This is a genomic window from Leuconostoc inhae (assembly GCF_019656015.1).
GTDB lineage: Bacteria > Bacillota > Bacilli > Lactobacillales > Lactobacillaceae > Leuconostoc > Leuconostoc inhae_A.
In genome coordinates this window covers 44,776-57,640 of sequence record NZ_BPKW01000003.1, presented here as the reverse complement: position 1 = coordinate 57,640, position 12,865 = coordinate 44,776, and the positions used below count along the sequence as shown (strand labels likewise).

Below are 12,865 nucleotides of genomic sequence, written 5' to 3'. Positions count from 1 at the left end.
TGTAAACGTTTTTGTTAATTTTATTCTACCACTTTGTGTGACACAATACGTTTACGGAAAACCCAGAAACTCCAAATTTGATAAACGAGTGTGACAGGTAAAGCAATCATCACAACAATTGTCATCACCTTTAATGTATAAGCAGAAGAAGATGCTGTCACAATATTTAATGTGTGTAATGGATTATTTGCTACCATTACGCGTGGAAACAGTCCGGAAAATAGCAACACAACCACTTCAATCAATGCTAGGCCCGACAAGATAAATGGTATAATTTCCTGCCGCTTTTGCACAGCTAATACCCAGCCTATAATAGTCGTTAAAACAAGTGTTACCAAAAGGATAAGCATTAATACTGTTTTAGTTTGTATAAAATCTGTATAAAAGAATAACAATACGGCAAACAATGCCTCACCAGCTAGTAAAACCGGATACAAGTATTTTAACTGTGTCAGCGCCCGTTGTCGTAACGGTCCTTCTATACGCAACCGTGTATAATTTAATCCATGCACATAACTCATTAACGATACTGCTACGCCACCAACTAATGTAAACGGCGTCACATAATCAAAAAATCCTGCTGATAAATTACCTTGTGCATCTATTGGTGTGCCAGAAACCATAGCGGTGAAAATCATGCCTAAGAAGAATGGCACCAAAAATGATGTGAGTGCAATTAAGCGTTCCCAAAGTTGTGTCCCTTGAATCGTCGGCATTTGCTCACGAAACTCAAATGACACACCACGATAAATTAAAGCTAATAAAACAACAAATAGCATCAAATAGAATCCTGAGAACAAAGAAGCATACCAAAATGGAAATGCCGCAAACATTGACGCACCAGCACTAACTAGCCACACTTCGTTTGCATCCCAGTTCGGACCAATAGCTTGATATAAAGCCTCGCGATCTTTTTGGTCGCGGGCATTAAGAACAAACTGCATGCCAATACCGAAATCAAAACCTTCTAAAAAGAAGAAGCCTGCCCATAAAATACCAATCAAAACAAACCAAACAATTTCCAAAGTACTCATTAAGCTTCACTCCCTTCTGATAAATGACTATAAGGGTCACTTTGTGACGACTGTGCCTCTTCTTCAGCGTATGGCCCTGCATGCAATGCTCTGCGTGCTAACCAAATCATCACACCACCAATGGCTGCAAAAGTCAAAAAGTAGATAATATTAGAAATCAAGAGTGAGGCTGCCGAAACATTTGGCGAAACGGCATCACTGATTGGCATTAAGCCATAAACAACCCATGGATAACGACCTAACTCTGTTACCAACCAACCAGCAGTGTTTAATGCAAATGGCACATAAATGGCAATACCCAAAATCCATAAAAACCAGCGTTGTGTCAAAATAAGTTGAGACTTTTTACGGTTCATCCACAAAGCAACAATTGCTAACATGAGCAAACCACCGGCACCAACTGCCATGACACGAAAGGCATAAAATAACGTATTTTCGGGCACATAATAATTTTTAATATCACCATGTGTTTTACCGTATTTCTTTTGGAATTGCTTTTCAAGCTCTGTTGTACCAACTGTATCACCACCCGTTAATGAATGATGCCCCAAAATCGATAAGACATATGGTATTTCAATCTTGGCAATAACTTTATGTGTATCAGGATTTGTAACAGAGATAGCAGACCATGGCTGAGCTTTGTCTTTTCTGTCAGATGATTTAATTGTCTCATCGACACCTTCCATCGCTGCATACTTCATAGGTTGCATGGATTGCAAATCAAAAGCATGCCTATCACCTGTCACTAATGCACCAGCTATGCCAATCATACCAATAATCAAAGCAATATTAATTGATTTTCGGAAAAATAGAATTTGACTATCATTTTTTTTCAAATTTAATAGTTTAAATGCCGACATACCAGCTACTAAGAAACCAGCTGTAATTAATGTGCCAACAAGTACGTGTGGAAATTGAACCCACAATTGCTTATTTTTGAGCAATGCACTAAAACTAACTAGCTGGGCACGTCCCATATGATTATCAATGGCATAACCTACAGGATTTTGCATGAATGAGTTCGCAGCTAAAATCCAAAGCGATGATATTGCGGATCCAATGGTTGTTATCCAAATGAACAAAACATGAATACCCGGCTTAAATCGATCCCATGTAAATGACCATAAACCGATAAATGTTGATTCAGCAAAGAATGCTACTAAGGCTTCTATCGCTAACAGCGAACCAAATATATCTCCGACATATCTTGAATACGCAGACCAATTCATACCAAACTGAAACTCTTGAATTAGTCCTGTTACAACACCAACGGCAAAACTGAGTAAGAATATTTTGCCCCAAAACTGTGCCATTTTTTTGTACATCACATCTTTTTTGATGACGTACAATGTTTCCATAACCGATACCACCACACCCAAACCAATTGACATTGGTACGAAAAAGAAGTGAAATATCGTTGTCATTGCAAACTGAAATCTTGCTAAATCCAGAATGCCTACTAATGTAACCATGTGTTCCTCCAAAGTTATGACCAGCGCTTATCTTTACTGAAAAGTAACTCATCATTCATTTTTAACTCGTCAAAGATACTAAGATGCCATTATTCCCTGTATCATCTCCATTTCCTAGTTTATCACTTGATAAGCAATTAAGTTGTTAAATTTTTGTAACAAAAAAAACGCAAACTGCGTTTTCAGTCGTTATTCAAAATTATTATCATCGTCTAAAAATGTATTTAATACTTCTTCAACCATGTCCCATTCTTTATCATCTTCTATTTGAATCAGGTCTTCTTCAGTGGCATCCCCATTTTCATCAGGACTAAAGATGTAAGCTTGAATATCAACTTCTTCATCATCTTCAACACCTTCTGGAACAAGCAAAATATAATCTTTACTATACTCATCAGAGTGAAATGTGAATAGTATTTCATACAGTGTTTCATCCCCATTTTCATCAACTAATGTGATGTTTTGTATCTCGTTTTGATTTGCCATATTTATTAGCGCGTGAATAAGTTGTTAACAACTTATTCACGCATTCCCTTCAAAGTTAATAACTATATTATAACGTAAAAACAACGTTTCGTATAGAAACGTTGTTTTTACGTTATTTTGTTAATTTACCATTAGCATCTAAATAGTTTTGTAAAATAAACTCGGCAGCAATTTTATCAATGACTTGTTTTCGTTTTTTTCGCGACACATCTGCTTCTTCAATTAACATACGCTCTGCTTGTACAGTGGTAAGTCGTTCATCCTGAAAATCTGTTGGTAATTCAAAATTTTCTTCTACCATTTTGGCATAGTCACGCGCAGCTTCTGCTCGTGGCCCTTCAGAATTATTCATATTTTTTGGTAAACCAACAACGACTCCTTTAGCTTGTTTTTCCTTGATAATTTCACCAAGTCGTTTCAAACCAAATTCTTTTTCGTCCTCATTGATACGAATAATTTCAACGCCTTGTGCGGTCCATCCCATAGGATCACTAACTGATACACCAACTGTACGGCTTCCTACATCTAATCCTAATATACGCATTATTTTTTTAGATAGGCGCGCACAAGTTCTTCAATAATTTCATCACGTTCATGACGTTTAATTAAATTACGGGCATCATTAAGACGCGGGATATAGGCTGGATCTCCTGACATTAAATAACCAACAATTTGATTAATTGGATTATAACCCTTTTCTTCTAGGGCATTATAAACTATCTCTAATGTATCATGGATATCTTTTGGCATTTGATTGCCAAAATCAAATATAGCTGTTTCATCTCCTACTGACATCGTACACGCTCCTTTCCTTTTGAAAATTTATGATATCTTATCATCATATGAAAATCTTGATTTGTTGCATACCACCACTATACCTAATTATTATAACCATAACATAACAATCAGGTAAAGAATCCAACTTTTTGTTTACACTTTAGCTAAATAATTAGCGACTTCCGCAAATGCGTCAGCAATGCCTGCAGGGTTTTTACCGCCTGCTTGGGCCATATCAGGGCGTCCACCGCCACCACCACCTACTAGAGGGGCAATGGTTTTAATTAGGTCTCCTGCTTTAATACCTGCGGCATTTGCATTTGGCGATGCGGTTACAATCAGATTAACTCGACCATCAACAGTAGCCGCCAATACCAAAACATCAGATGGATAATTGGTTTTCCAATTATCGGCCACTTGTCGCAAACCATCCATGCCTGAAACTTGTAGTTGTGCGGTGATATATGAGTGTTTGTGACTTGTTTTCACATCAGAAAATACTTCCGTAGCAGCAGCATTAGCTAATTGAGATTCAAGTGACTCTAACGTGCGTTGTGTTGCCTTTAATTCTGCTTGCATATCGGTCACTTTTACAGGGGCATCTGTTAGTTTTTGTGCTTTGACAGTCACTGCGATAGCTTTTAAAGCAGTTTCTTCTTCTTTGTATAACGCAAGTGCTTGTAAACCAGTTACCGCCTCAATACGACGAACACCTGCACCAATACCTGATTCAGAAACAATTTTAAATAAACCAAGTTCTGCAGTAGATTTAGCATGTGTACCACCATCGAACTCTTTATTGAAATCACCAATGGAAACAACACGAACTAAGGTACCATATTTTTCGCCAAACACAGCCACAGCTCCCATTTTTTTAGCTGATTCAATATCAGTTTCTAACCATGACACAGGCAAATTATTAGCAATTTCACGGTTCATCAAGGTTTCAATTTTTTCTATATTTTTCTCTGAAACGGGGCCTTCATTAGTAAAATCAAAGCGTAAATATTCAGGCTCTACAAGTGACCCAGCTTGATGTATGTCACCGCCAATAATATTTCGTAAAGATTGATCCAACATGTGAGTTGCAGTGTGATTTCTTGATATTGCACTGTGACGTGCAAGATCTACTTGCAAATTCACTGTGTCAGTCAAACTAAAATCACCTAACACATTAACTGTATGAATATGCTGTCCGTTTGGCGCATTTTGCACATCAACGACATGGGCAATAACTTTACCTGAGGTCGTTGACACCTCACCGTAATCAGCTACTTGCCCCCCCATCTCAGCATAGAATGGTGTCTTATCAAAGACTAATTGTAACTTTTGGCCTGTACTAGCTGAATTTAATAAGGCATCAACACCTTGCTTATCTTGACCAATAATAGCCAAAATTTTGGCATCCTCAACCGCAGTAACTGACCACCCAACATACTGAGAGTCAACTTTCAAATCCGTCAATACTGCATTTTGGACACCCATTGATTTGTCAGTTGCGCGTGCGGCACGTGCACGCGTACGTTGTGCTTGAAGCGCATCATTAAATCCTTGAATATCAACAGTCAAGTTAGCATCAGCAGCCTGTTCCTGTGTTAATTCCAAAGGAAAACCATAGGTATCAGATAACTTAAAAGCATCAGCTCCGGATAATTGTGTCTTGTTTTCTGCCTTAGCTTGATTAATAACCTGGTTTAGTAATGCTAAACCACCAGTTAATGTTGCATTAAAACGTTTTTCCTCAGCGGCAATTGTTTTTTGAATTTTAGCTGTATTTTCCAAAATTTCCGGATAATAGCTTTGCATGATATTGCCCACAACAGGAACCAACTGTGTTAAAAATTCACCTGTTATACCTAATTTTTGGCCATGCAAAACTGCGCGACGTAGTAAACGCCGAATAACATATCCGCGCCCTTCATTGGAAGGTAATGCACCATCACCAATTGCAAATGTCACCGCACGAATATGATCGGCAATAACTTTAAAACTTGTATTACTTTCTGAGTTGATACGGCTATCATATTTAAAGCCGTCTGACATCACTTCAGTTGCTTTAATAATTGGTAAAAATAAGTCTGTATCAAAGTTAGTGCGCCCTTTTTGGAAAACAGAAACTACACGTTCAAGGCCCATACCAGTATCAATATTCTTATGTGGCAATTCTGGATATTGCGCGTTATCTGTTAAACCTGGCAGATGATTAAATTGTGAAAAGACAATGTTCCAAATTTCTAAATATCGTTCATTTTCACCACCTGGATACATTTCTGGATCATTGTCTGGCAAATCCTGAAAATCTTTACCGCGATCAAAGAAAATTTCCGAATCTGGTCCTGAAGGTCCCTCACCAATATCCCAAAAGTTATCTTCTACTTCATAAATATGCCCCTCTGGAATATCTGTTTTTTCTTGCCAGATTTTTTTAGCTTCAGTATCTTTGGGATAAACTGTGACATATAATAATTCTTTATCCAAACCATACCAATCAGGGCTTGTTAATAATTCCCATGCCCAAGGAATCCCTTCTTCTTTAAAATAATCACCAATTGAGAAATTACCCATCATTTCAAATAATGTATGATGTCGTGCTGTTTTACCAACATTTTCAATATCATTGGTTCGAATAGCCTTTTGTGCATTAGTAATTCTTGGATTTTCTGGGATAACTGAGCCATCGAAATATTTTTTTAAAGTGGCAACACCTGAATTAATCCATAATAAGGTTGGATCATCTTTTGGAATAAGATTTTTTGAAGGCACGATTTCATGCCCTTTTGATGCAAAAAAGTCTAAAAACATTTGACGTATTTGTGAGGAATTGAGTTCTTTCATAATTAATTTCTCCTTCATTTAACTATAAAAAGACCATAACAAAGTGCGGACGCGTGACCGTGGTACCACCGCAATTTGTAATGATCTTTAATCTTTACCTTTAAATCTCATAACGCTGAGGCGCGGTAACTTTTCAGTTACAAGATGACCTGAGAGCACAAAATTCGTGACGTGTGTCTCACATTAACCAACACATTTCTAACTTGACGTCTTAGAAATTTTGCATATTCAGATTTCATAAATTATTATAGCACATTACCAACCAATATGATTGTCAGTTTTTGGCAAAGTTAACTTACCAGATGCTAACTCACTAAACGCCTGTTCTATAATATTAAATGCATGGGTTAATTGCTTTTCTGTTATCACTAATGGTGGTTGAAAACGTAACGTATTGCCACGCAGGCTAATCATAATTGCGCCTAATTCAAAAATACGATAAATTAACTTTGTTGTTGCCTCATTATCGGGCATACCAGCCATGTCTACAATATCAATGCCACCATTCAAACCATATAATCTTACATCACTAATAAATGCATAGCGTTGTGCTGCTTGTTGAAAAAATGCTTGCGCTAACAGGCCTAATCTTGCAGAACGTGTTACTAGCTGTTCTTCATCTATGACATCTAGCGTTGCCAATGCCGCTGCAGCGGTAACGGGATTTCCCGCGGTTGTATAGACATTAGCTGGCGCTGACAAACTCGACATAATCTCAGTACGACCAATAACAGCACTTAATGGTAACCCGCTTGCAATTGATTTGCCAATACTCATCATATCCGGTGCAATACCAAAATGATCAATCGACCACATTTTTCCTGTCCGCCCTAGCCCTTGATTAACCTCATCAACAGCAAAAACAATCCCATTTTCTCTAGTAAACTCATATACTAATGACATATACTTTTGTGGTGCCTTAATGATGCCACCATCACCTTGAATAGGTTCAATGATTACTAGGGCCACTTCATCTGCTGGTAAATAAGTTTCAAACGGTAATTTAAATTGTTTAAATAACCGTTCGGAAAAATCATTGTCCGATTCTCCAGATAATCTCTGTGTTTGATCCGGGAAAGGGACTTTAACAGTTCCTGGTAAAAGTGGTCCAATATGACGTGCCATATTTAAACTCACGCCAGAAATAGACAACGCACCATAGGTTGATCCATGATAAGCACCGGTAAAGCTCACAATATATTGCCGACCAGTATATCCTCGAGCAAATTTAATCATTGCATCATTGGCATCTGAACCTGAATTACCAAAAGCAACTTGTTTATCAAAATTTCCAGGTGCCAGCTCAGTTAATCGCTTTGCTAAAGTAGCTGTCGTTGTATTAGCGAAATACGCCGGTGTATACTGAATCAGTTTTTTTGCTTGCGCCGTAATTGCTGCCACAACTTTTGGATGCGAATGTCCAATATTAGTTGCACTAGCACTGGCTAAAAGATCAATATAGTCGCGACCATTTGCGTCAGTAATTACTGCGCCTTGACCGTGATCAATAACTATATCAAAATATTTAACCCGAGTTGCATCGGCTAAATGTATTTTTTCTTCATTCAAAATATCTTGATTTTTTGACATACAGTCACCTTCTTTTTGCTTACAATAAAAGCCCCGATTTAACAGGACTTTCGAAGTTTATTCGCGCGATATTTTACTGTGTCTAACACCATAAACAGCGTAAATAATTAAACCAATAACAAACCATCCAAAAGCATACAATTTTGCTTGATTGTCTAATTCATAAAAAATAAATCCAGATCCTAACGCTGACAGTGCTGGCATCACTGGATAAAACGGCATTTTAAATCCTGGTTCTTGAATATCTTTGCCTTCACGGGGACGCAATGCATAAATACCAAGTGACACAATTATAAATGCAATCAAAGTACCGGCAGAAATCAGTCCAGCTAACTCGGTAAAGCTAAATACTGAACCAATCAAAATAGCAATAATTGACAATACTAATAAAGCATTGTTAGGAAGACCTTTATCATTAACTTTTCCTAAGAAAGCAGGTAGTAACCCATCTCGGCCAAAAGCATACAATAATCGTGAACCAGCAAGCATCATACCAATGATTGCGGTGAACATACCAAGCAAAGCTACAATTGATAATAAATTAGATGTAAATTCATGTCCAGAGTGCAACAATGCCCATGCAGCAGGCGCTGCGTTATTGGCATATTTTGAATAATGGAACATACCAACTAAGACCAATGCTACTGTTACAAACAGGATTGTCGCAATAATCAAGGAACCAATAATACCACGTGGCATCGTCTTTTTTGGATCTTTAGCTTCAGCTGAACTGGCTGCAATAGAATCAAAACCAATATAAGCTAAGAAAATTTGTGAGGCGCCAGCAAACACACCTGACCAACCACCAAAATTGGTACTCTCATTACGAGGTGGAATAAAGGGTACGTAGTTACCCGGGTGAATGGCCGTTAAGCCAACGCCAATGAAAATCAAAATAACTAATACTTTACCAACAACTAACACATTTTCAACGCGCGCTGTTGTGTTTGTTCCGTGCCACAATAAAACAGCTACGACTAAAACTGCAAATAATGAAGCGATATCAACCATGCCACCATGCCCAGCAGCAAATGATCCTGCTAAGGCAGGTGGTAAGACTAGATTATGAGATCCAAGAAATAGTTTGAAGTTTGCTGACCAGCCAGAAGCCACAAAAGCAACGGCAATAAAATATTCCGCTAAAAGCGCCCAGCCAGCAATCCAGCCAAACACTTCACCAAAAACAACATTTGCCCAGGTATAAGCTGAGCCAGCAAATGGTAAAGCAGACGCAAATTCAGAGTAAGCAAAGGCGGCCAGCCCCGATACAATAGCAGCAATAACAAACGAAATTGCAACCGCCGGTCCAGCATGATTAGCAGCTACAATACCAGGCAGTGTGAAGATGGCAGTTGATACGATTGTACCAATCCCTAGTGCCAACATTTCTTTAACCCCTAGTGTTTTACGTAAGTGCGCATCACTACTAGCAAAGCTCGATGGACTCGCTTTATGAAACCACCCAGTTTTTGATTTTGATTCCGACATATATTTATCCCTCCAAAGGTTACAAAAGTTACTTGACAATATTAACATTTTCTAATCTTATTGTCAATAAAAAAACAGAATCGAAATTCTGCTTTAAATATATTATGCAAATATAGCCGTCATAATTAAAATGATTATTAGACCAGTCACTGAGATAATTGTCTCAAGTACTGTCCAAATTTGAAAAGTCTGTTTAACTGATAAATCAAAGAATTCTTTAAAAATCCAAAAACCAGCATCATTAACATGTGAAGCAATAAGTGAGCCTGCACCAATAGCTAATGCCACGAACACTGGTAATAATGTATTGCCTGGATTAGCAGCTAAAATACCCGTTACAATGCCTGCAGCTGTCATACCAGCTACCGTAGCTGAACCAACTGAAATACGTAAAATGGCTGCAACGCCCCACGCAAACAGGACAATAGCCATTGGGCTCATTGCGCCACCTGACTGGAATGTTGATGCAATTTTATCTGACAAACCTGACGTAACCAATACACCACGCAAAGCGCCACCACCACCAACAATTAACAAAATACCCGCAACTGCTGCCATACCGGCATTGAGTGATTTGCCTACCTCGGTCATCGACTTATGTTGCCAAATACCCATTGTAAATATTGCGAAAATCAAAGCAATCGTCATGGCAACTGCCGGATTAGCAGCAAACTCAATAATTTGATCCATCAAATTTGGATTTTTAGGTGTCACACCACCTGTATAAATCAATTTATAAATGGTGGCAATAATCATAAATATTAATGGAAAGATCGAAGTTAGCACAGATAATCCGAAGTTAGGTGTGGTCTTCAAATCATATTCTTTCACTGGACCCACTGCGGCAATTTCAGTTTTAAATTGAAACGCGTCAGGTGCATATTTTTGTGCCAATTTTGTAAATAATGGTCCCGCAACAATAGCTGTGATAACTGAGACAACTAATCCAAAAATCAGCATCATGCCAATATTAGCACCCAATGCTGAAGCAACAGCCGTTGGCGCTGGCTGAGGTGGCAAAAATCCTTGTGCAGATGATAGTGCAGCAGTCATTGAGATACCAAGGTAAAGTAAAGGCACCCCTGATTCAATCGCAACAGCAAACACAATAGGAATTAATAATACCATACCAACGCCGAAAATCATTGAAATACCAATAATAAACGAGGCAATCAATACCGCCCATTGTAAGCGCTTAACGCCAAACCAATCAATCAAGGTCTTGGCGATACGATATGAACCACCAGCATCAGCAACTAGTCGACCAATCATGCCACCAAAAATAAAGATAACAGAATTAGGTCCCAAAATATTACCAACACCTTGTGCACCCAATACAGCATCTGGAATCTCCATAGGCTTCATACCGAGTAGTAAAGCCAAAATAAAAGCTGTAATAATTAATGAAACGAATGTATTCAATTTAAATTTAGCTATTAAAAGCAATAAAATTAAAATTGATACAATCAACATGACAAATTCCATGTTATTTATATAACGCGTATCCTTAACAACGCGTTTTCTCCTAAATAATTATTTTAATACTAACCACAATAATTTAACCATTAAGCACTTAACTGACTAATTCATTGCCTGAATGTATTAATTTTAATCCTTTTATATCATGTCGTATGTTATTTACTTGCATGCTTTCTTTGATAATTGGCAATATTCTCATATTCAGTTTGTAACTGTCGAGATAACCGAATAAAAATAGGTGCTAATTCACGATAAGCTTCAAAATTTTCTGGCATTGGTTGGTATGTATTTGAATTGCCAACATACTTTTCAATTTCATACAAGTCATCAATTTTTCCTAAGGCTTTTTGTGCCACAATTACTGCAGCTAGTGCGCCTGATTCAAATGCTTCTGGCACAGTGACAGGTTGTTCAAAAATATCAGCAAACATTTGACGCCACAATGGTGAACGCGCAAAGCCACCAGTTGCTTGAATTGATGTTAACTCGCCCACAACTTCTTCTAGCGCTAAACTAACCATATAAATATTAAAGGTAATGCCTTCCAGAACAGCACGTACCATATGAGCTCGTGTATGTCTGTGATTTAAACCAAAGAATGATCCTCGAGCGTTTGCATCCCAAATGGGTGCACGTTCTCCACCTAAATAGGGATGAAAAATCAAACCTTCAGAACCCGCAGGAACACGCGAAGCAATTTGTGTCATTAAATCATAAGCATCTGTCCCAAGTAAAGCAGCCGTTGATTTTTCGGCATCGAACATATTGTCGCGCGCCCATCGAAAGACATCCCCACCGTTGTTAACAGGGCCACCAATGACCCAATGATCCTTATCCAAGGCATAAGTAAATGTCCGCCCCTTTGGATCAATTACTGGCTGATCTGATACCACACGAATGGCACCTGATGTCCCAATTGTAATTGCTGCAACACCAGGTTTAACCGCATTAACACCTAAATTAGATAATGGACCATCACCTGCACCATAAACAAATGGTGTACTACTTGGTAATCCGGTAATCACAGTATATTCAGTCGCCATCCCGGTTTCATATTCATAGGGTTCAACCGGTGTTGGTAATTGCTCTTTATTTATACCAGTAACTTCTAAAGCTTGTTCATCCCAATCAAGATTGAAAATGTTAAATAATCCCGTACCCGAAGCTAAAGAAATATCCATTTTATTTGTACCAAACAAACGGTGGAACAAATATTCTTTAATGCCTAAGTAATGTGCCGCACGATTATAAATATCAGAATGCTCTGCTTGCAACCACAATAACTTTGATAAAGGTGCCATTGGATGAATCGGTGTACCGGTTTTTTTATAGATTTGATCACCAAGACCAGATTTTTTTAATTTTTCCGTATACTTTACAGCACGTGTATCAGCCCATGTAATAACACGAGTCAGTGGCTGCCAATCTTCATCAAAGGCTATTAATGAATGCATAGCTGATGAAAACGAAACTGCTGCAACCACATCATCCGTATTAAAGTGAGCGTCACGCACAATATCATGCAAAGCATCCATTAGCGCATCAAAAATTTCATCTAAGTCTTCTTCAGCCATGTCTGGTAAATCACGGTATAACGGATATGCTTTGCTTACAGTCGTAACAACTTGATTTTGATCGTCAAATAAAACTGCTTTTGTTGCTGTTGTACCTAAATCAACACCAATCATATATTCCATAATTTTC

At 38.1% G+C, this 12,865-nt stretch carries 10 protein-coding genes; all 10 read right to left on the bottom strand.

Going from position 1 to position 12,865, the window contains the following annotated elements:
• Nucleotides 1–20: 20 nt before the first annotated feature.
• The 10 genes from cydB to gntK all read right to left on the bottom strand — a co-directional run bounded on the left by cydB (nt 21) and on the right by gntK (nt 12,858).
• Nucleotides 21–1,034, bottom strand: coding sequence for a cytochrome d ubiquinol oxidase subunit II (gene cydB / locus K5Q14_RS02290; RefSeq protein ID WP_220734219.1), 1,014 nt, complete (start codon nt 1,032–1,034; stop codon nt 21–23).
• On the bottom strand, nt 1,034–2,506 hold the full coding sequence (locus tag K5Q14_RS02285; RefSeq protein ID WP_220734218.1) for a cytochrome ubiquinol oxidase subunit I: 1,473 nt from the start codon (nt 2,504–2,506) through the stop codon (nt 1,034–1,036). Before K5Q14_RS02285 ends, cydB begins: the two co-directional genes overlap by 1 nt.
• A 189-nt stretch (nt 2,507–2,695) precedes the next feature.
• A complete protein-coding gene (locus K5Q14_RS02280; RefSeq protein WP_220734217.1) occupies nt 2,696–2,992 on the bottom strand; it encodes a DUF1292 domain-containing protein in 297 nt (98 codons plus the stop codon).
• Between the two features lie 112 nt (nt 2,993–3,104).
• Nucleotides 3,105–3,536: a Holliday junction resolvase RuvX gene (gene ruvX, locus K5Q14_RS02275; RefSeq protein WP_220734216.1), complete on the bottom strand. Its 432-nt coding sequence runs from the start codon at nt 3,534–3,536 to the stop codon at nt 3,105–3,107.
• On the bottom strand, nt 3,536–3,787 hold the full coding sequence (locus K5Q14_RS02270; RefSeq protein WP_010016545.1) for an IreB family regulatory phosphoprotein: 252 nt from the start codon (nt 3,785–3,787) through the stop codon (nt 3,536–3,538). Before K5Q14_RS02270 ends, ruvX begins: the two co-directional genes overlap by 1 nt.
• A 135-nt stretch (nt 3,788–3,922) precedes the next feature.
• Complete coding sequence (gene alaS / locus K5Q14_RS02265) at nt 3,923–6,604, bottom strand: alanine--tRNA ligase (protein ID WP_220734215.1); 2,682 nt, start codon at nt 6,602–6,604, stop codon at nt 3,923–3,925.
• Nucleotides 6,605–6,859: 255 nt separating this feature from the next.
• A complete protein-coding gene (locus tag K5Q14_RS02260) occupies nt 6,860–8,194 on the bottom strand; it encodes an aspartate aminotransferase family protein (RefSeq protein WP_220734214.1) in 1,335 nt (444 codons plus the stop codon).
• A 57-nt stretch (nt 8,195–8,251) separates the two neighbouring features.
• The gene (locus K5Q14_RS02255) at nt 8,252–9,682 is read right to left on the bottom strand and encodes an APC family permease (RefSeq protein ID WP_220734213.1); all 1,431 of its coding nucleotides are present in this window, start codon (nt 9,680–9,682) and stop codon (nt 8,252–8,254) included.
• Nucleotides 9,683–9,784: 102 nt separating this feature from the next.
• A complete protein-coding gene (locus K5Q14_RS02250) occupies nt 9,785–11,167 on the bottom strand; it encodes a gluconate:H+ symporter (protein ID WP_220734212.1) in 1,383 nt (460 codons plus the stop codon).
• Between the two features lie 149 nt (nt 11,168–11,316).
• Entirely contained in the window at nt 11,317–12,858 is a 1,542-nt protein-coding gene (gene gntK / locus K5Q14_RS02245) for a gluconokinase (RefSeq protein WP_220734211.1), read from the bottom strand.
• Between the last annotated feature and the right edge of the window lie 7 nt (nt 12,859–12,865).